We start from the raw sequence: 19,695 nt of genomic DNA, 5'->3' as shown, positions 1-19,695 counted from the left end.
CGTCCGCCGCCGCAGGTTGGCCGTCACGCGACTACGCCGTCATGCGAACGGCACGGCCTCGAAGCCGGCGGCGAGCGCGTCGACGATCCGGTCGAGCTGCTCGCGCTGGATCACGAGCGGCGGCGACAGGATGATCTTCGTGCCGACCGGACGCACCAGCACGCCGTTCTCGCGTGCGACCTCCGCCACCGCGTTCGCGTAGCCGGACAGCGGGTCGATCGGCTCGCGCGTGTCCTTGTTCGCGACGAGGTCGAGCGCGAGCATCAGCCCCTTGCCGCGCACCTCGCCGACCGCCGCGAAGCGTTCCGCGAACGGCTTCAGCGCTTCGAGCAGATACGCGCCCTGCTTCGCCGCATTCGCCGGCAGGTCCTCCTTCACGACGATGTCGAGGCTCGCGATCGCGGCCGCGCATGCCACCGGGTGGCCGGCGTACGTGTAGCCGTGCATGATCGCACCGCCAAAATCGGCGTTCGCGGCGAACGCGTCCTCGATCCGCGCGTTCACGACCGTCGCGCCGAGCGGCACGTAGCCCGACGAGATCCCCTTCGCGAGACACATGATGTCCGGGCGCACGCCCCAGCCGCGGCTGCCGAACATGCTGCCGCTGCGGCCGAAGCCCGTCACGACTTCGTCGGCGATCAGCAGCACGCCGTAGCGGTCGCACACCTCGCGCACCAGCGGCCAGTAGTTGGCCGGCGGCACGATCACCCCGCCCGCGCCCTGGATCGGCTCCGCGATGAACGCGGCGACGGTGTCGGGGCTCTGGAACTGAATCTCGCGCTCCAGCATTTCCGCGCAGATCCGGCCGAGTTCTTCGGGGTCCTGCGTGAACGGGTTGCGGTACAGCCACGGCGTCTCGACGTGGAAGCAGCCGGGCAGGTTCGGTTCGTAGTTGCGGCGGAACACCGTGTTGCCGTTGACCGACGCGCCGCCGAAGTGCGTGCCGTGATAGCCCTGTTTCAGCGAGATGAACTTCGTGCGGTCGGCCTGGCCGCGCACCTTCCAGTACTGGCGCGCGATCTTCAGCGCGGTCTCGATCGAATCGGAGCCGCCCGAGCTGTACAGCACGCGGCGCATCCCTTCCGGTTCGAGCATGTCGATCACCTTCTTCGACAGTTCTTCCGCGCGCGGATGCGAAATGCCGTCGAACAGCTGGAAGTATTCGAGCTCGTCGAGCTGGCGCACGATCGCGTCCTTCACTTCGTGGCGGTTGTGGCCGACGTTCACGTTCCACAGGCCCGCGACGCCGTCGACGAGCTTGCGCCCGTCTTCGTCGAACACGTAGCAGCCGTCGCCGCGCACGATGCGGATCGGCTTGCGCTGCTTCATCTCGTTAGGGTGCACCATCGGGTGCCAGAATTTCGCTTCGTTGTAGCTCATTGCAGTCTCCACTGTCGGATCGTTTGAACCGGGGTCGTTCGGGTTCGGAGGTCGCGCCGCGCGTCAGTGCGCGATGCAGACGGATTTGGTTTCGGTGAAGCCTTCGATCGCGTACTGGCCGAATTCGCGGCCGATGCCCGATTGCTTGTAGCCGCCGAACGGCATCGACGGATCGAGCGGGATATGGCAGTTCACCCACACGGTGCCGGCCTCGATCTGCGGCACGAGGTTCATCACGCGTTTCAGGTCGTTGCTCCAGATGCTCGCGGCGAGGCCGTACGGCGACGCGTTCGCGAGACGCACGGCATCGGCCGCGTCGTCGAACGGCACGACGACGATCACGGGGCCGAACACCTCGTCGCGTACGATCGCGCTGTCCGGATGCGGATCGGCGATCACGGCCGGCTTCACGTAGTAGCCGGGCAGGTCGTCGGCCGGCGTGCCGCCCGCGAGGAACGTGAGGCCCGCGCGGCGCGCGCCTTCGATGTGCTGGACGACCTTGTCGCGATGGTGCGCGGACACGAGCGGGTTGATCTGCGCGGTCGTGTCGAGGCCCGCGCCGAGCTTCATCGACTGCGCAACGCTCGCGAGGCCGTCGGCGAGCTGCGCGAACTTGCTGCGGTGCACATAGATGCGCGACGCCGCCGCGCACACCTGCCCCTGGTTGAAGAACGCGCCGGCGGCGACACCGTCGAGCGCCTGCGCGACGTCGACGTCGTCGAGCATCACGATCGGGTTCTTGCCGCCCAGCTCCAGCGAGAAGCGCGTCATGTTCTGCACGGCCGCCGCGCCGACCAGCTTGCCGGTCGCGGTCGAGCCCGTGAACGAGATCTTCGCGATCGACGGGTGGCTCGCGAGCGCCGAGCCGCAGATGCGGCCGCCCGTGACGACGTTGAACACGCCCGGCGGCACGCCGGCTTCGCGTGCGAGCTCGGCGAGGCGCAGCGCGGTGAGCGGCGTTTCCGGCGACGGCTTCAGCACGATCGTGCAGCCGGCCGCGAGCGCGGGAATCAGCTTCCACACCGCGATCATCAGCGGGAAATTCCACGGCACGATCGCCGCGACCACGCCGACGGGCTCCTTGCGCGTATAGGCCGTATAGCGCGCGCCGGGCGGGAACGGGATCGACACGTCGAGCGTCTGGCCGGTGATCTTGGTCGCCCAGCCGGCCATGTAGCGCACGTATTCGACGCTCGCGCCGACTTCGATCGCGCGCGACACGTGGATCGACTTGCCCTGGTTCAGCGTTTCGAGCTGCGCGAGCGTTTCGGCGTCGGCTTCGATCAGGTCGGCGAGCTTCAGCAGGATGCGTTCGCGGTCGGCCGGGCGCAGCCCGCTCCATACTCGCGTGTCGAACGCGTGCTTCGCGCTGGCGACCGCGCGGTCGACGTCGTGTGCGTCGGCATCCGCGACCGTGGCGAGCCGCTCGCCCGTGGCGGGGTCGTACACGTCGAGCCGCGCAGCTGCGTGCGCGGGCTGCATGTCACCGTCGATGAAGAGGCCGAAATCGCGCGCAACGAAGGTGCGCACGGTGTCGCTGACGGCGACGAAGTTCGTGTTGCTCATGGGCGTCTCGAGGATTGTCGTGGCTGGACCGCGTGCGGGTGAGGCACGCGGGCGTCGGACCACTGTATCGACGGGGGATCACGCCCGGTGAGCGCAAATTGGCAGCGCGTGGGGGGGAGGTGGCGGGGTCGAACCGCGGGGATGCTGGCGAGCGATGCGGGTGATCGGCCGGGCTGCAGTCGTTTTGGTGCCGGACGGAGGTCCGGTCATTGAATCGTCAGTTTCTGAAACCGTGCGCCATCGACGCCAGGAAGTTGTATGCCTGGTAGTCCAGCCAGTAAACGCCGAGCGCAAGCGGAATCAGGAAGTACAGCGAGTCGTAGATCCCGCTTCGCACGGTTCTGATGATGAAAATCGGTAACGCAACGCTCAACGCGATGACCACAAGCGAAGCGGCAATGATCGTGACGTCCATGTTCCCGGCCCTCTGATTGTTATCGAAACGACGATCGCGCATGGTACTGCACGACGTCGCGGGCCCGTTCGCAGAACGACTACAGGAACAGCGCCCCGACCAGTTCGGTGCGGTTCGACACGCCGAGCTTGCGGTACATGCGCATCAGATGAGTCTTGACCGTCGGTTGCCCGAGCGCGAGGTCGCGCGCGATCTCCTTGTTCGAGCGGCCGTCGCGCACGAGACGCGCGATCTGCTCCTCGCGGTAGGTGAGCCGTTCCTCGCAGCCGATCCGGTGGATCCCGCGCCGCGCGCGCAGCAGCGGGCTCAGCGCGGCTTCGGCTACCGGCTGCAACCGCGCGAGCGCGTCGATTTCGCCGGGCGCGAACCGCCCTGCCGTGCTGTTGCCGGTCGCGTCCCCCTTCCCGAAACGCAGCAGCGAAAACGCGCCGACCGTCCGGCCCGCATCGCGCAGCCAGATCTCGATGACGTCGGCCACTTCGTGCCGCCTCAGAAAGCGGGTCCAGTACGCCGACGCATCGCGCCTTTCGTCAGGCAATTGCGATGCGAGCGTGACGACCGCGCATTCGCCCGCCGCGCAGCGCGACGGGTGCAGCGGATCGAGCATCCGATAGCGCGCGACATAGGTGCGGTGCATCGATTCCGGCATCCCGAACAGCTCGAAATCGGCCGGCTCGCCGCTCTGGTCGAGCCGGTAGAAAACGATCGCGGACGGGCTCGCGAACGCGTCGAACGCGTCCACGCACGCGCGCAGCGCGCGCTGCCAGTCGGCGGCGTCCGGGTCGGCGGAAACGGAGGGGGTCGGCATGGTGGAGTCGGCTCGCGGGCGCACGGATCGAATTGCGAAGTCCGGGCCAGCCTACCGGCGCCGAAAAGCACGGGTGAGCACGAATCGGCAAATCGTCCCGTTCCGGCTGCGGTGGCCGGTTCGGGCGGGACGATACGGGCGCGCGACGGTGCGCGCCCCGTTTTCAGCGCGCGTTCGCGGCGAACGTGTCGCAGGCGCTCACCTCGCCGGACTCCATCCCGCGCCGCAGCCAGTACACGCGCTGGTCGCTGGTGCCGTGCGTGAAGCTTTCCGGGACGACATAGCCCTGCCCTTGCTGCTGCAGCCGGTCGTCGCCGATCGCGGCGGCCGCCTTCAGCCCCTGCTCGAAATCGCCCGGCTCCATCAGCCGCTGGTTCGCGCGCTGCGCGTTGTTCGCCCACACGCCGGCAAAGCAGTCGGCCTGCAACTCCATCCGCACCGACAGCGCGTTCGAGCGCGCCTGGCTCGACCGCCGGCGCGCGGCGTCGACCTTGTCGGAAATGCCGAGCAGGTTCTGCACGTGATGGCCGACTTCGTGCGCGATCACGTAGGCCTGCGCGAAATCGCCGCCCGCGCCGAAACGCTTGCGCAGTTCGTCGTAGAAGCCGAGATCGATATACACGTTGCGGTCGCCCGGGCAGTAGAACGGCCCCATCGCGGTCTGGCCGGTGCCGCACGCGGTCGGCGTCGAATTCGTGAACATCACGAGCTTCGGCGGCTGGTACTGCGCATGCAGCTGGGTATTGAACACGCCCGTCCACGTGCGCTCGATATTGCCGAGCACCTTGCGCGTGAAGACCGCGCCCGGATCGTTCGCCGATGCGCCCTGGTGCTGCGTCGGCGCGGGCTGCGCCTGCTGCTGGCGCCCCTGCAGCGCCGATGCGCCTTCGAGCACCACGCGCGGGTCGATCCCGAAGAAATACGACGCGGCCAGCGCGACCACGATCGTGCCGATGCCGATCGTCGCGCCGCGCCCGCCGCCGAAACCGCCGGCGCCGCGGCGATCCTCGACGTTCATGCTTTCACTTTCGTCGTCCAGCCTCATTGCCGGCCCCTCCCTGTTCGTGTCGATGGTCCGGCCGCGCCAGCGCGCAACCGGGCGATACGCCGCGGCGACCCGATCCATCGGCGGGCACGACGCCCGCATATCGGGCGCAGGCTCGCGCCGATCTCGTCCGCCTGCCGCTCCGCTCGCACGACGGAATCGGCCGGCCGACGCGCCGCGCGTCGAGGCGCGCGCACGCCTGCGCTATTTTGCCGGGCTTTCGTGACTTATCCCAAAAATGTGGAGGATAGAGCGATTCGGCGCCGGACATCGTCAGCCTTTGCAAAATGGGCCACGGCCGCGCCGGCCGTCCGAACGACCCGCGTTCATCCTTTCGGCGGATACCGTCGCGCGCCGGCGCCGCCTAAAGTGGCCGGTAACGACACCTTTCCGGAGAACGACATGACGCACCCGCAATCTCGCACGATCGCGATCACCGGCGCGGGCACCGGCATCGGCGCCGCATGCGCGCGCCGCTTCGCCAGCCGCGGCGATCGCGTCGTGCTGATCGGGCGCCGTCAGGCGCCGCTCGACGCGCTGGCCGCCGAGACGGGCGGCCTCGTCCTCGCCGGCGACGCCGCGAGCACCGCCGACTGGGCCGCGTTCATGCCGCGCATCGCCGAACGCTTCGGCCGCGTCGACGCGCTCGTCGCGTGCGCGGGCGGCCACGGCGTCGGCCGAGCGGACGAAACGGACGACACGCAGTGGCGCAACGCGATGCACGCAAACCTCGACACCGCGTTCGTCAGCGCGCGTGCGTGCCTGCCCGACCTGATCACGCAGCGTGGCAGCATCGTGCTGGTCGCGTCGATCGCCGCGCTCGCGGCCGGACCAGGCGTATGCGGCTACACGGTCGGCAAGCATGCGCTGCTCGGGCTCGCGCGGTCGCTGGCACGCGACTACGGGCCGCACGGTGTGCGCGCGAACGCCGTATGCCCCGGCTGGGTCCGCACGCCGATGGCCGACGCGGAAATGGAACCGCTGATGGCCGCGCACGGCGACTCGCTCGACGGCGCGTATGCGCGCGTGAGCGCCGACGTGCCGCTGCGCCGCGCGGCCGAGCCGGACGAAATCGCGGCCGTCTGCGCGTTCCTCGCGTCGCCGGACGCGTCCTTCATCACCGGAGCGACGCTCGTTGCCGACGGCGGCGCGATGGTCGTCGACGTGCCGACGCTCGCGTTCGACGCGCTTTGACACGGAGCGGCGCACCGCCCGCGCGGCACGTCGTAGCGGGCAAGTGCGCCGGCACCGGCGCCGCGAGCATCCGTACCCGCCGCGGCAAACGCGCCGCGCCGCCTGCCCGTTTGTCTGCCCGGCGGCAAACGCGCCGTTTGTCTGCCCGTTTGTCTGCCCGTTGCCCGCCCCGAAAATCCGCTACCATCGACCGATCCTGCCGCCCCGTCCGGCGCCGCCTCACAGTTCGGTCATCGATGAACATCCGGTTTCTTGAAACCTTCGTCTGGCTCGCGAAGCTGGAAAACTTCCGGCTCACGGCCGAAAAGCTGCACACGACGCAAGCCGCCGTATCGAGCCGCATCGCCTCGCTCGAGGAAGCGTTCGACGTGCGCCTGTTCGACCGCAACACGCGCTCGGCCACGCTGACGCCCGCGGGCCGCCGCATGCTCGCGTACGCAGAGCGGATCGTGCGGCTCGACGGCGAAATGCGTCGCGACATCGATGCGGCGAGCGACGCGGGCCTGATCCGGATCGGCGTGATCGAATCGATCGTGCACAGCTGGTTCCCGGCGCTGATGGCGCAACTGCGCGAGCGCTATCCGCGCCTCGACGTCGAGATCACGAGCGACACGACGCTGCACCTGATCCGTCTGCTCAGCACCGACGGCGTCGACCTGATCCTGCAGACCGACCCCGTGCCGGGCCCCGACTTCACGAACCTGCCGCTGTGCGAATTCCCGGTGCGCTGGGCCGCGAGCCCGCGCCTCGGGCTCGGCGGCCAGCCGCTCGACGTCGCGCGCCTGGCCGGGTTTCCGATCATCAGCTTCTCGCGCCATTCGGGGCCGCACGCGACGATCGAGCGGCTGTTCGCTGCCGTCGAACGGCCGGCCAGCATCAACTGCATCACGTCGGTCGCCGCGATGATCCGCCTCGTCGCCGACGGCTTCGGCGTGGCCGCGCTGCCGCCCGCGATCATCGGGCGCGAGCTGCACGAAGGCACGCTCGAACTGCTCGACGTCGAACCCGAATTCCCCGCGTTGCCGCTCGTCGCGACGTACCGCAGCCAGGGTTTGCCGGTGGCCGCGCGCATCGCGGAACTCGCGAGCGAAGTCGCACGCGCGATGGCGGCCGCTGCCGGTCACGCGAAACCGGCCGCGCCCGAACGCATCGATGCAACGCCCGCACGCAAGGCGCCGCGGACCAAGACGAAAACGCAGGCAAAAGCGACGCGCACGACCAAGGCCGAGCCGCCTGCCGCCCCGGCTGCGAAACGCCGCTCGCGCCGCTCATAAGAAAACCTGTTCACCGCGAATTTGTTTTCTTGTTGGACGGGCGCAGCCCGGCTTCGGGAAACTGAGGTTCCTGACACCCCCGTCACGAGGAACCCCGCGATGACCCGCCTTTCCCTTCCGCACGGCCAGCTTTGCGTCTGGACGGATATCGACCCCGCGCACGAAGCCGATTTCAACGCGTGGTACGACCGCGAGCACATGCAGGAGCGTGTCGCGATTCCCGGCTTCACGCATGCGCGGCGCTTTCGCGCGACCGACGGCGGCCCGCGCAAGTACCTCGCGCTGTACGTGACGGACGCGCTCGACGTGTTCCGCGGCGATGCGTACCGGCGCGCGTTCACGCAGCAGACCGCGTGGTCGCTCGCGAACTTCGAACGCATGACGGGCACGCAGCGGCGCGTCGGCGAACTGACGATCGAGGCCGGCGACGGCGAAGGCGCGCATCTCGCGCTGTTCGTGCTGCCGCCGGACCGCATCGACGCGCCGCACCTGCGCGAACGCTTCGACGACGCGCTGCACGAACCGCATATCCACGCCGCACGACTCTTCCGCACCACACCCGACCTGTCCGCGCCGATCGGCGCCGATGCGGCCGCCCGCCCGGCTGCCGATGCGCTCGTGCTAATCGAAGGCAGCGACGCCGCCGTGACGCGTCGCGTGGCCGCCGCGCTCGCCGGGCACGACGACGTGCGCACGTTCGACCTGCTGTGGCGCGCCGCTGCACCGCTGCAGGTTGCACACCGCGCCGCCGAAGACGAACCGGCCGCCGCTGCCGCATTGCCAGCCTGAACACTGAACGCCGCCCGCCTGCGCTCGCCGTACCGCACCCGTACGCGGCCGGCACGCCGGCTGTGCGCCTACTCCCGTCATCCGTCACGACCTGCCCGATACCATGAGCACTCTCGCCCAGCCCGCCGCCCGCGCGCCCCGCCGCGTCCGCACCAGCCGACTCGCGACCGCGAGCATGATCGGCACGTCGCTCGAGTGGTACGACTTCACGATCTACAACACGCTCGCCGCGCTCGTTTTCAACCACCTGTTCTTCCCGTCGGTCGATCCGCTGGCCGGCACGATCCTCGCGTTCTCGACCTATGCGGTCGGCTATGTATCGCGCCCGCTCGGCGGTTTCGTGTTCGGCAACCTCGGCGACCGCATCGGCCGCCGCGCGGTGCTGATGCTCACGCTCGTGCTGATGGGTGTGACGACCGCGTTGATGGGCGCGCTGCCGACCTATGCGCAAGCCGGCATCCTGAGCCCGATCCTGCTCGTCGCGCTGCGCTTCGTGCAGGGCGTCGCGCTCGGCGGCGAATGGGCCGGCGCGGTGCTGCTGTCGGTCGAGCATGGCGACCAGAACCGGCGCGGCCTGTCCGCGTCGTGGACGCAGATCGGCCCGTCGTTCGGCACGCTGCTCGGCACCGGCTGCATCGCGCTCGTGACGCTGTCGACCACGTCCGACACCTTCCTGTCGTGGGGCTGGCGCGTGCCGTTCGCGGCCAGCGCGCTGCTCGTCGTGTTCGGTTTCTGGCTGCGACGCGGCGTCGACGAAACGCCGCAGTTCGAGCAACTCGCCGAGTCGCACGCAACCGCCGAAGTGCCCGTCGCCGACGTGCTGAAGCATCACTGGAAGCGCCTGCTGATCGCGGGCGGCTCGCGGATCGGCTCGGATGTGCTGTATGCGCTGATCGTCGTGTTCACGCTCACCTACGTGACGACCGTGCTGCACCTGTCGCGCCCCGTCGCGCTGACGGCCGTGATGATCGGCACGGCCTGCAACGCGCTCGCGGTGCCGTTCTTCGGTGCGCTGTCGGACCGCTTCGGCCGCCGGCCCGTGTATCTCGCCGGCGCAATGGCCGGCATCGTGTGGGCGTTCGTGTTCTTCGTGATGCTCGATTCGGCGCGCCCCGGTGCGATCGTCGCGGCGGTTGCGATCGGCCTCGTGATCCATGCGGTGATGTACGGCCCGCAGGGCGCGTTCGTGACCGAGCAGTTCCCGACCCGCGTGCGCTATGCCGGCTCGTCGCTCGCGTACACGCTCGCGGGCATCGTCGGCGGCGGCTTCGCGCCGCTCGTGATCGCCGCGCTGTTCCGGCAGACGGGCACGACGACGGCCGTGTCGCTGTACGTCACCGCCGCGCTCGTCGTCACGTCGATTGCGCTGCTCGTCGCGCGCGAAACCGCGCACCGGCCGCTCGAGGATTGAGCGTCGCCGCCAGCCGATTCTTTTCTTCGCACTTCAAACGGATCTCCGCATGCCAACCCTGTCGTTCAACATGATTTCCCTGCAAGGCGCGCCAACCGCCGTCGACGTCGACATCCAGCGCGTCGTGATTGCCGGCTGGGCCGGCCGCGACCCGGCAGCGATCCAGGCGCATATCGACGAACTCGCGGCACTCGGCGTCGTGCCGCCGTCGACCACGCCGTGCTTCTATCGCGTGTCGTCGGCACTGCTCACGCAGGCACCGTCGATCGGCGTGCTCGGTGCGCGCTCGGGCGGCGAGATCGAATGCGTGCTGGTCGACAGCCCGGCCGGCACGCTCGTGACCGTCGGCTCCGATCATACGGATCGTGAAGTCGAGGCGTATGGCGTCGCAGTGTCGAAGCAGGTATGCGCGAAGCCGCTCGGCCGCGACGCGTGGCTTTACGCGGAAGTAGCGGATCACTGGGATGCGATCGAGATGCGTTCTTGGCTGATTTCGCGCGATGGCGAACGGACGGCATATCAGCACGGCGCGGTCAGCGGCCTGCTTGTGCCCGAGGTGCTGTGGCAGCGTTTCGACGACCGCCGCACGATGCCCGCGCGCTGCGCGATGTATGGCGGCACGGTCGCCGTGCATGGCGCAATCGCGGCGATGGGCGACGGTGACGCGTTCGAAATGGAACTGCACGATCCGGTGCTCGGGCGCAGCCTGCGGCACCGGTATGCGGTCGAGGTGCTGCCGGTCGTGGCGTAACGGGCAGCGGGAAACCGCATGGGACGCGGGCGCGGCGGCGTTCGGTCGGCGCGCTGTTCTACCGGTACGATTCGAAGCAGTGGTAATCCGGAAAATTGAATTGCGAGTTGCCGCAGTACAGCACGCCAGCCAGGTTGGTGCACCCGCTCAACGTGAACATGATTGCCCCCGCAACCGACACTTTCCATCCAAAATACCCCATCGCGCCCCCGTTTTCGCCGTCTCGGCATTGACCGACATGATGCGCACCGGACGCGTGCGGGTATGTGGAGAATTGTTGTTCCGCGAGTGCAGTGGTTCGCCGTGACGCGTTTCGGTGCCCGGGTGCAACTCGTGCTACCGGCCGCAGCTCATTTGAGACACCCCAGCCCCGCCAATGTCACTTCCACCGCCGTGTCGAGCGGCGTCACCGGCTCGCGGCCGAGCACCGTGGTCACGCGCGTGTTGTCGAGCCGGATCGGCTCGCGCCACAGGTAGCGCATCTCGAGCAATTCGCGCAGCGTCGTGACGAACGGCGCCGCGGCCCACACGAACCACCAGGGGAACTTGCGCACCGTCGGCCGCAGCCCGTGCCGCTGCGCGACGCGGCGCACGGCCTCCGCCATCTGCGAGCCATCCTCGTCCCAATGCCCGCCGAGGTGAAAGCGCGCGAACGGTTCCAGCGTGTCGCGCCGCTCGATCAGCTCGACCATCGCGCGCGCGGCGTCCGGCACGTACGACCATTGATGCCCGATGCCGTCCCGCCCCGGCACGCTGATGGCAGCAACCGGCCGCCCGGCCTTGACCAACCCCGCCGCAAACCAGCTGTTGCCGGTGAGCTTCGGCCCGAAGAAATCGCCGGCCCGCACGATGATCGTGCGAACGCCCTGCCCGGCCGCGTCCTGCAGCCGGCGCTCCAGCTCGACGCGGATCGCGCCCTTGCGCGTCGACGGATGCTGCGGCGCATCTTCGACCAGCACCGGAAACGCGTCGGCGCCGTAGTTGTAGACGGTGCCCGGCAGCACGACGGTGGCCCGCTCCGCCTTCGCCGCCGCGATCGTGTTGTCGATCATCGGCAGCACCTGCTGCGCCCAGTTCCGGTATCCGGGCGGATTCACCGCATGCACGATCACGCTGCAGCCGCGTGCGGCGCGGATCACCGCCTCGCGATCCAGCGCGTCGCCGCGCATCCACGCGATGCCGTCGCGCTCCACGACCTCGGCATCGAGCCCGCGCTTGAGCGCGCGCACCTGCCAGCCCGCATCGCGCAACTGCCGTGCGACTTCCCCGCCAATCCCGCCGCTCGCGCCGAGCACGAGTGCCTGCCGTTGCGTCCCGCCTGCATTCGTCGTCATCGCTGCTCTCCTTGAATGATTCATCGTGAGACGCATTCTCGCGCGCCGGCGGCCAACAATAAATTGCCTAACCTATAGGATCAGCTATACATTTATGTATGACCATCGATCTGAACTGGGAACGCTACCGGACCTTCCTCGCCGTGCTGACGGAAGGCTCGCTGTCCGGCGCGGCGCGCGCGCTCGGCATTACGCAGCCCACCGCCGGCCGCCACGTCGCGGCGCTCGAAGCCGCGTTCGGCCAGACGCTGTTCACGCGCTCGCCGTCGGGCCTGCTGCCGACCGAGGCGGCGCTTGCGCTGCGCGGCCACGCGGAAGCGCTGCGCAGCGCGGCCGCCGCGTTCGAGCGTGCGGCCGCGAGCCACGGCGCGGGCGTGCGCGGCATCGTGCGGATCTCCGCAAGCGACGTGATCGCCGTCGAGGTGCTGCCGCCGATGCTCGCGCAGTTGCGGCGCGACCATCCGGGGCTCGTCATCGAGCTGGTGCCGACTGACCGCATCCAGGATGTGCTGAAGCGCGAGGCCGACATCGCGGTCCGGATGGCGCCGCCCGCGCAGGACGCGCTCGTCGCGCGGCGAGTCGGCGAAATCGAGGTCGGGCTGTATGCCCGCGACGACTATCTCGCGCACCACGGGGCGCCCGCGACGACCGACGCACTCGCGCATCACGCGCTGATCGGCTTCGATACGGTCACGCCGTTCATCCGCTCGGCGGGGCGCGGGATGCCGTTATGGAAGCGCGAAGCGTTTGCGCTGCGCACCGACAGCAACCTCGCGCAACTCGCGATGATCCGCGCCGGCTACGGCATCGGCTTCTGCCAGTCGGCGCTCGCGAAACGCGATGCGCGAATCGTGCGCGTGCTGCCGGACGAACTCGCGATGAAGCTGGAAACCTGGGTCGTGATGCATGAGGATTTGCGGACGAACCCGCGCTGCCGCGCCGTGTTCGATGCGCTGGCCAACGGGTTGCGTGCATATGCGGAAGGGGAAGTTGCCGAGTAGGCCGCCGCGCTCATAAAGCGCCCGCGCGTCGCTACTCGTAGCTTTTCCCGGCGAACAGGATGTCCGCGATGCGCCGCCACGGATTGTCGGGCACCTCGTAGAAACGCAGCCCCTCCTCCGACGCCTCGGCCCAGTCGACCATCGCCTCCAGATACTCGCCGATCGAGCGGTTTTCCCAGCCGAACGCGGCGCGCGCGTACGGCGACGGCGGCACGTCGGCCTCGAGCTGCCGCTCCTTGTGCCAGTCATGGCCGAGCACGCGCAGGAAGTAGATCAGCGAACGCTCGTCGACCACGCGTTCCAGCGCGTCCTGCAGCTTCGCCGCCATCTGGTTCTTCAGTTCGTCGTTCATGCACGCCTCTCGAACGCGCCGCCGCGTGTCGCACGGCCTGGTTTTACATCAGCAACTGGCGCGACAGCACCTCGCGCGCCTGGGTGACGGTCTCGCGCTCGCCCGGCATCGGCGGCGTCAGCGAAAACACCGCGTCGGGCAACGGCGGCAACCGGTATTTCGTGCCGAGCCGCATCAGGCCGTCGCCAATCGCCGACGCGCACAGGCAGCCGACCCCGAGCCCCGCCGCGAGCATCGACTGCAGCCCCGCGACGCCCGACGCGCTGTGCACGAGCACGTACTGTGTGCGCTGCTCGTCGAGCGAGCGCACGGCGACCTGATGCATCATGCAGTCATCCGGCAGCAGCACGAGCGGCAGCGGCTCGGGCAACTGCTCGGCGAGCGCGGGCGATGCGACCCACGACAGCGGCTCGCGACGCAACACCCAGCGCGTATCGGCCGACACAGGCCGGAACGGCCCGCTCGACATGTTCATCACGACGCCGAGATCGATCTGCCCCCGCGCGTGCGCCGCCTCGATGTCCACGCTCTTCATCGCGCTCACGTGCAGGCTCAACTGCGGGTAGCACTCCCGCAGCCGCGCCAGCATCCCCGCCACTTCATTCGTGCGGTAGTAATCGGTGATCGCGACGCGCAGCTCGCCCTTGATCGCCTGCCCGCGCAGCTCGTCGAACGCGGCCTCGTTCAGTGCCACGATACGCCGCGCGTGATGCAGCAGCCGCGTGCCGGCCGGCGTCGGCTCGACACCGCGCTTGCTGCGCACGAACAGCGGCACGCCGGCACGTGACTCGAGCTTGCGCACCTGCTCGCTGACCGTCGACTGCGACAGGTGCAGCAGCGGCGCGGCGGCCGACAGGCTGCCGGCGTCGGCGACCGCCGCGAACGTGCGCAACTGGTCCAGGTCGAAACCGCGCATCGCCATCTCCTATCCATCGAATAATCCGATGGATGCTACCACTCTTTCCCGCTTTTCCGAACCATAGGCCACCGCCAGAATACGGGGTCAACGGCCTGCGTGCGTCGCCTGCACATACGGCCCTCATTTTTCTGGACCCGCTTTCATGACGAACCCCACCCTTGCTCCTTGCGCGCCGGCCGGCGCGGCTGCCGCGGCGACGCCGCGCAGCCATCACGGCTGGGCGCTCGTGGTCCTGCTGGTCGGCGCCATTCTGCCGCCGCTCGACTACTTCATCGTGAATCTTGCGTTACCGGCCATCCGCGACGGCATCGACGCGCGACCGGCCGAATTGCAGCTCGTCGTGTCGGCGTATGCGTGCGCAAGCGCGGTCGTCCAGATCACCGGCGGCCGCCTCGGCGACCTGTACGGCCGCAAGCGCATGTTCATGCTCGGCATGGCCGGCTTCGTGCTCGCGTCGACGCTGTGCGGGCTCGCCGGCAGCGGCACGGTGCTGGTCGGCGGCCGCGTGCTGCAGGGCCTGTTCGCCGCGATCCTCGCGCCGCAGGTGCTCGCGACGATCCGCAGCGTGTTCAGCCCGCAGGAACAGGTGCGCGTCATGGGCTTCTACGGGTTCGCGTTCGGCCTCGCGGCCGTGATCGGCCAGCTCGGCGGCGGCGCGCTGATCAGCCTGCATCCATTCGGGCTCGGCTGGCGCGCGATCTTCCTCGTCAATCTGCCGATCGGCGTCCTCGCGCTGATCGGCAGCTGGCGCTTCATTCCGGAGAACCGGCCGCCGCGCGGCCAGCGTATCGACGTGCCCGGCACGGTGCTGATGTCGCTGTTCCTGCTGATGCTCGTGTATCCGCTCACACACGGCCGCGAAGCCGGCTGGCCGCTGTGGATGATCGCGTGCCTCGTCGGCGCGCTGCCGATGCTCGGCGCGCTGCTGGCAGTCGAATCGCGCCGGCTTGCCGGCGGTCGTGATCCGCTCCTGGACGTGCGCCTGTTCCGCAACCCGGTCGTCGCGCTCGGGCTCCTGCTCGCGTTCCTGTTCTACATGCTGAGCGCGTTCTTCCTGAGCTACGGGATCTATCTGCAGGGCTGCCTGAACTGGTCGCCGCTCGCGTCGGGGTTCGCAATCCTGCCGCTCGGGCTCGGCTTCCTCGCAAGCCCGCTGCTGATGCCGCGCCTCGTCGGCCGGTTCGGCGGCCATCGCGTGCTCACGCTCGGCTTCGTGATGCTCGCGGCCGGCGTCACGACCGCCGCCGCACTCGCCCGTGCGGATGCGCCGGGGCCCGGCTTCTATGCGGGCATCGCGGCGATCGGGATCGGGCAAGGCCTCGTGCTGCCGTCGGTCGTGAGGATCGTGCTCGCGGAAGTCGACGCGGCCCGCGCGGGCGTCGCGTCCGGGATGGTCAGCGCGATGCTGCAGATCGGTGCGGCCGTCGGCGCCGCGACGATCGGCGGCGTGTTCTTCGCGCGGCTCGGCGTGCATCCGGCCGCGATCGACTACGTGCAGGGATTCCGGACGTCGATGTTCACGCTGACGGTCGTGTTGCTGGTGTGCATCGCATTGTCGACGGCGCTCGGGCCGCTGCATCGGCGGCTGCATGCCGGCGCGTAGCCGGACAGGGATGGCAGCGGCTTAATGGACCGGATCGCGCGATGGCGCAGGCACGCGCCGGCGCCCGGTTCAATGATGATGCTTGCGTTGCGCTTGCCGCGCCTCCCATTCGGCCAGTTCGATACGATAGCGCGCGAGCGCTTCGTCGTATAAATCGAAAACGCACGGCGAGCAGCCGCTGTTGCAGCAGTCCTCCAGCTCGGGCTGGACAGGCGGGGTCGGACGGGGATCGTCGACGGACGGATCTTCTGAAGCTTGGTTCGGCACGGCGTGGCCCGGTAATGTGGAACGATCAGTATAGGTCGATCGGAGCCACCGCCGCTGTCAGCCGGACGGACGGGGCGACGAGGAACTCCGCCATAATGCCGCGATGGCACGGGTATCCCGTGCCCGCCCTACCGGAGCTGCGCGATGGCCGAAGCCTTGAATCCACCGGAAGTCTGGGCGCCGTTCGGCGCGTTCTCGATGGCCGTGATCCAGGGCGACGGCCGGATCGTGCATCTGAAGGGACAGGTCGCGCTCGACCGCGACGGGCAGGTTGTCGGCCACGGCGACATGCGCGCCCAGGTACGCCAGACGCTCGACAACATCCGCGACGTACTGGCCGCGATGGGCGGGCAGATGCAGGACGTGATCTCGCTCGTCCACTACGCAACCGACATCGACGCGTTCATGCAGGCGGGCGACATCCGCAAGCGGTATTTCGCCGAGCCCTATCCCGTGACGACGACCGTTCAGGTCGAGCGTCTCTACCAGCCCGACCTGCTGATCGAGATCACGGCCGTCGCCGAGATTCCGCTGGCGCGGTTTCGCCGGCCTGCCTCACACGCATAAGGCTCGAGCGCCCCGTACAAAAGCGCGCCGGCCGCGGCATTCCGGGCCGGCGCGCGTGCTCGCCACCCGCGCAATTACTTCGCCGGCGCGCCCGGTTTCGCGGCACCCTGCTTGTCCGCCAGCGGCTGCCATGCGGCGCCGAGCGAATACCAGTCGACGCGGCGCGTGAGCGTCATGATGCCGGCGAGGATCGCGAACAGCAGCAACGAACCGAGCATCAGCGCATTGTCTTCCGACAGCAGCAGCCCGTAGAGCGCCGCGTAGAGCATCCCGAGCAGCGCCGTGAACGTCGCGCCGCGCTTCACGCTGTGCAGCACGAACGACAGGTAGAAGCCGAGCAGTCCGATGCATGCGGCGCTCGCCGCGAGATACGCATAGCCGAACGCGATGTGCTCGGACAGGCTCAGCAGCAGCAGGAAGAACAGCGCGAGCGACAGGCCGACCAGCGTGTACTGGATCGGGTGAATGCGCAGCCGCTTCACGAGCTCGTACATGAAGAAGCTCGCGAACGTGAGCATCACGAACAATGCACCGTACTTCGTCGCACGCTCCGCCTGCAGATAGACGTTCACGGGTTCGACCAACGACACCGACGCCATCTCGATCTCGTCCCCGCCGTTGCCGGACGCCACCTGCTCGCGCGCCTTCGTGTTGAACGACGTCACGTGCCAGTTGCTCGTGAAGCCGCGCGCATCGATCGTGCGCTCGGCCGGCAGGAACTCGCCGCCGAAGCTCGGGTGCGGCCACGTCGACTTCAACGAAAAGTCGTTCTGGTCACCCACCGGTGCAAACGCGACGGATTCCGCACCCGCCAGCGGCAGGCCAATGCTGAACGGCACGACCGCCGCCCCTGCGTTTGCGTCCAGCAACGCCGCGAGATCGACGTTCGCGTGCACGCCCTGGCGCAGGCTGTCGAGCCGCGTACCCTGCTCCACATCGAGCGGCTTGCCGCCGATGCGCAGGTCGGGTTGCGCCTTCAGCCCGCGAAGATCGCCGATGCCGAGCGCGACATACGCGCCGTCGATCTTCAAGCTCACGTGGCCGTCGGCCTGCGGCAGCTTCTTCAGGTCAGGCAGCGGCAGCGTGCCCGTCATCCGGCTGTCGAGCCCGTACACCAGCGCCTTGTGGATGCCGCGATAGCGCACGCTGACCGACAGCGTGCCGTCGACGCTCAGCGTCTTCGGAAACACGAGCAGGCGTTTCGTCTCGCTCCTCAGGCTCGTCTTCGCCTTGCCGCCGGCCGGCGAATCGTCGCGCACGCGCGTGACTTCCGTGTAACGCACGACGAGCACCGGCCCCGTCACCGACTGCGGGCCCGCGTAGCTCGCCCAGATGCTCTGCAGCGCACTCTGCCGATAATCGGCGCGTTCCCGCACGATGCTCTGGACCATCTGCAGCGGGATCAGGATCGCCAGCGCGAGAAACGCGGTGATCACGGACTTGAACAACAGGACTCGATTCATTGCTGACGGATACCGAAGTGGAAGGTGCGGTCAGCATGAGCGGCCCCGGTGAAGGGCGATTGAAGCCGGCGTGAAGCGAATGTGTGGCGAACGTGAAGCGCGCTCAGCCGGCCGCCGGCAGCGTGAGCGTCGCGCACGCGCCGCCTTCGTCGCGGTTCGCGAGCGCGACCTGGCCGCGGTGCAGCATCGCGACTTCGCGGACGAAACACAGCCCAAGGCCCGTGCTGCGATCCTGCCCGTCGGGGCGCGGCAGCGAATAGAAGCGCTCGAACACGCGCGACAGCGCGTAGTCGGGCACGCCGGGGCCGTCGTCGTCGACGCGCACGATCGCGACGTGCGCCCTGCCCGCCGGCTGCCGTTCGAGCGCGATCCGGATCGTGCTGCCCCGCGGCGCGAAATCCAGCGCGTTGTCGAGCAGGTTGCCGAGCGCCTGGCGCAGCAGGAACGGATCGCCTTCGACGACGGCAGGATCGACCGCATCGTTCGCGTCGATCCGCAGGCTCACGCCGCGCTGCCGCGCGCGCGGTTCGAGATCGTCGACGAGCTGTTCGAGCACCGGCCGCAACGCGACCTGTTCGTGCACCGACAGGCGCTGCTTCTGCTCGACCTCGGCCAGCGCGAGCAGCTTGCGGATCATCTGTTCGAGGCGGCCGGCCTGGCGGCGGATGTTCTCGGTGAAACGCCGGCGGTTCGCGACCGGCATGTCTTCCTGAAGCAGTTCGGCCGCGCCGCTGATCGCGGCCAGCGGGCTCTTCATCTCGTGCGTGAGCGTGTGGATGTAGGTTTCGACGTACTGCCGGTCCTCCAGCCGCTGATGCATGCTCTCCACCGCGCGCCCGAGCTCGGCCAGCTCGTTCGCGCCCTGCAGCGGCATCGCCGCGCGCTCGCCGGCCGCGATCGCACGCGCATAGCGCTGCAGGCGCCGCAGCCCGAGCACCAGCCACCATGTGCACGCCACGCCGATCAGGATCGCGCCGCCCATCAGCAACGCGCCGTACAGCATGATCTTGCGCTGGCTGCGCGCGATGAACGGCGCGACCGTCTGGTTCGGCTTCGCGATCGTCAGCACGCCGATGATCTCGTTGCCGCGCCGGATCGGCGCCGCGACGTGCATCACGGTGCTGCTGTCGTCGTTCGGATCGCTGCGCGTGCTGCGCGCGCCGTATTCGCCGCGCAGCGTCCGGTACACGTCGTTCCAGCGCGAATAGTCCTGGCCGACCGCGCTGCCGGACGAGTCGTAGCGCACGATGCCGTGCGCGTCGGTGATGTAGAGGCGGTAGCCGATCGCGTTCTTCTGGATGCCCCACACGTTCGCGCTGACCGGACGCTCGCGCAGTTTCCCGAGCTGACGTGCGAACGCGCCGTCGGCGATATGCCCGTGCGCCATGTCGTCGGCGGCCAGCGTCGCGAGCACCTGCGCGGTATCGACGAGCGTGTCCTCCATCGCCTCGCGCACGCCGGGCTTCACCTCCTGCACGAATACGCGCAGCGTGATCAGCGCAGCGAGACCGACGATCAGGAAGAAACCGAAGAAGATGCGCAGGCCGATATGCATG

The 19,695-nt window shown here is 68.8% G+C and carries 19 protein-coding genes; 8 read left to right on the top strand and 11 right to left on the bottom strand.

The genetic code is table 11. The features are described from left to right. Positions 1 to 39: 39 nt before the first annotated feature. The 5 genes from DIE03_RS09880 to DIE03_RS09860 all read right to left on the bottom strand — a co-directional run bounded on the left by DIE03_RS09880 (position 40) and on the right by DIE03_RS09860 (position 5,214). Positions 40 to 1,380, bottom strand: a complete 1,341-nt coding sequence (locus tag DIE03_RS09880; protein WP_124449787.1) for an aspartate aminotransferase family protein — start codon at positions 1,378 to 1,380, stop codon at positions 40 to 42. 63 nt (positions 1,381 to 1,443) lie between these two features. Continuing rightward, on the bottom strand, positions 1,444 to 2,946 hold the full coding sequence (locus DIE03_RS09875) for an aldehyde dehydrogenase family protein (protein WP_124449785.1): 1,503 nt from the start codon (positions 2,944 to 2,946) through the stop codon (positions 1,444 to 1,446). 217 nt (positions 2,947 to 3,163) lie between these two features. Continuing rightward, positions 3,164 to 3,361, bottom strand: coding sequence for a hypothetical protein (locus DIE03_RS09870; protein ID WP_124449783.1), 198 nt, complete (start codon positions 3,359 to 3,361; stop codon positions 3,164 to 3,166). A gap of 79 nt (positions 3,362 to 3,440) precedes the next feature. Beyond that, positions 3,441 to 4,169 carry a LuxR C-terminal-related transcriptional regulator gene (locus DIE03_RS09865; protein WP_124449781.1) on the bottom strand — a complete coding sequence of 243 codons (729 nt, stop codon included), beginning with the start codon at positions 4,167 to 4,169 and terminating at the stop codon, positions 3,441 to 3,443. A gap of 163 nt (positions 4,170 to 4,332) precedes the next feature. After that, positions 4,333 to 5,214: a neutral zinc metallopeptidase gene (locus DIE03_RS09860; protein ID WP_124449779.1), complete on the bottom strand. Its 882-nt coding sequence runs from the start codon at positions 5,212 to 5,214 to the stop codon at positions 4,333 to 4,335. A gap of 402 nt (positions 5,215 to 5,616) precedes the next feature. Between DIE03_RS09860 and DIE03_RS09855 the strand changes: the two genes are divergently transcribed. The 5 genes from DIE03_RS09855 to DIE03_RS09835 all read left to right on the top strand — a co-directional run bounded on the left by DIE03_RS09855 (position 5,617) and on the right by DIE03_RS09835 (position 10,633). Further along, positions 5,617 to 6,408 (top strand): SDR family NAD(P)-dependent oxidoreductase, encoded by a 792-nt coding sequence (locus DIE03_RS09855; RefSeq protein ID WP_124449777.1) that lies wholly within the window; start codon positions 5,617 to 5,619, stop codon positions 6,406 to 6,408. 236 nt (positions 6,409 to 6,644) lie between these two features. Beyond that, positions 6,645 to 7,682 carry a LysR family transcriptional regulator gene (locus DIE03_RS09850; RefSeq protein ID WP_124449775.1) on the top strand — a complete coding sequence of 346 codons (1,038 nt, stop codon included), beginning with the start codon at positions 6,645 to 6,647 and terminating at the stop codon, positions 7,680 to 7,682. Positions 7,683 to 7,781: 99 nt separating this feature from the next. After that, positions 7,782 to 8,471 (top strand): DUF4286 family protein, encoded by a 690-nt coding sequence (locus DIE03_RS09845; RefSeq protein WP_124449773.1) that lies wholly within the window; start codon positions 7,782 to 7,784, stop codon positions 8,469 to 8,471. Positions 8,472 to 8,562: 91 nt separating this feature from the next. After that, entirely contained in the window at positions 8,563 to 9,882 is a 1,320-nt protein-coding gene (locus DIE03_RS09840; protein ID WP_124449771.1) for an MFS transporter, read from the top strand. 49 nt (positions 9,883 to 9,931) lie between these two features. Then, positions 9,932 to 10,633, top strand: a complete 702-nt coding sequence (locus DIE03_RS09835) for a DUF2848 domain-containing protein (RefSeq protein ID WP_124449769.1) — start codon at positions 9,932 to 9,934, stop codon at positions 10,631 to 10,633. A gap of 350 nt (positions 10,634 to 10,983) precedes the next feature. Here DIE03_RS09835 and DIE03_RS09830 read toward each other — a convergent pair whose 3' ends face one another. Next, entirely contained in the window at positions 10,984 to 11,967 is a 984-nt protein-coding gene (locus tag DIE03_RS09830) for an NAD-dependent epimerase/dehydratase family protein (RefSeq protein WP_124449767.1), read from the bottom strand. 98 nt (positions 11,968 to 12,065) lie between these two features. Between DIE03_RS09830 and DIE03_RS09825 the strand changes: the two genes are divergently transcribed. Then, positions 12,066 to 12,968 carry a LysR family transcriptional regulator gene (locus DIE03_RS09825; protein WP_124449765.1) on the top strand — a complete coding sequence of 301 codons (903 nt, stop codon included), beginning with the start codon at positions 12,066 to 12,068 and terminating at the stop codon, positions 12,966 to 12,968. 31 nt (positions 12,969 to 12,999) lie between these two features. Here DIE03_RS09825 and DIE03_RS09820 read toward each other — a convergent pair whose 3' ends face one another. Together DIE03_RS09820 and DIE03_RS09815 are read right to left on the bottom strand one after the other, a co-directional pair. Continuing rightward, a complete protein-coding gene (locus DIE03_RS09820; RefSeq protein ID WP_124449764.1) occupies positions 13,000 to 13,320 on the bottom strand; it encodes a hypothetical protein in 321 nt (106 codons plus the stop codon). 43 nt (positions 13,321 to 13,363) lie between these two features. Beyond that, entirely contained in the window at positions 13,364 to 14,236 is an 873-nt protein-coding gene (locus tag DIE03_RS09815; RefSeq protein WP_124449762.1) for a LysR family transcriptional regulator, read from the bottom strand. Between the two features lie 145 nt (positions 14,237 to 14,381). Between DIE03_RS09815 and DIE03_RS09810 the strand changes: the two genes are divergently transcribed. Continuing rightward, positions 14,382 to 15,842 carry an MFS transporter gene (locus tag DIE03_RS09810; protein WP_124449760.1) on the top strand — a complete coding sequence of 487 codons (1,461 nt, stop codon included), beginning with the start codon at positions 14,382 to 14,384 and terminating at the stop codon, positions 15,840 to 15,842. A gap of 69 nt (positions 15,843 to 15,911) precedes the next feature. Here the strand turns inward: DIE03_RS09810 and DIE03_RS09805 are convergent, their stop codons facing one another. Then, positions 15,912 to 16,109, bottom strand: coding sequence for an oxidoreductase-like domain-containing protein (locus tag DIE03_RS09805; RefSeq protein WP_124449758.1), 198 nt, complete (start codon positions 16,107 to 16,109; stop codon positions 15,912 to 15,914). 144 nt (positions 16,110 to 16,253) lie between these two features. On the opposite strand from DIE03_RS09805, the gene DIE03_RS09800 reads away from it, so the two are divergent. Then, the gene (locus DIE03_RS09800) at positions 16,254 to 16,676 is read left to right on the top strand and encodes a RidA family protein (RefSeq protein ID WP_124449756.1); all 423 of its coding nucleotides are present in this window, start codon (positions 16,254 to 16,256) and stop codon (positions 16,674 to 16,676) included. Between the two features lie 74 nt (positions 16,677 to 16,750). Here the strand turns inward: DIE03_RS09800 and creD are convergent, their stop codons facing one another. Both creD and creC read right to left on the bottom strand, forming a co-directional pair. Then, a complete protein-coding gene (gene creD, locus DIE03_RS09795) occupies positions 16,751 to 18,139 on the bottom strand; it encodes a cell envelope integrity protein CreD (protein WP_124449754.1) in 1,389 nt (462 codons plus the stop codon). Positions 18,140 to 18,242: 103 nt separating this feature from the next. Then, a complete protein-coding gene (gene creC, locus DIE03_RS09790; protein ID WP_124449752.1) occupies positions 18,243 to 19,694 on the bottom strand; it encodes a two-component system sensor histidine kinase CreC in 1,452 nt (483 codons plus the stop codon). Position 19,695 lies beyond the last annotated feature (1 nt).

This window comes from Burkholderia sp. Bp8992, from assembly GCF_003853705.1.
Classification (GTDB): domain Bacteria; phylum Pseudomonadota; class Gammaproteobacteria; order Burkholderiales; family Burkholderiaceae; genus Burkholderia.
The sequence above is the reverse complement of the archived record's forward strand: the minus strand, read 5'-3'. Positions and strand labels throughout refer to the sequence as shown.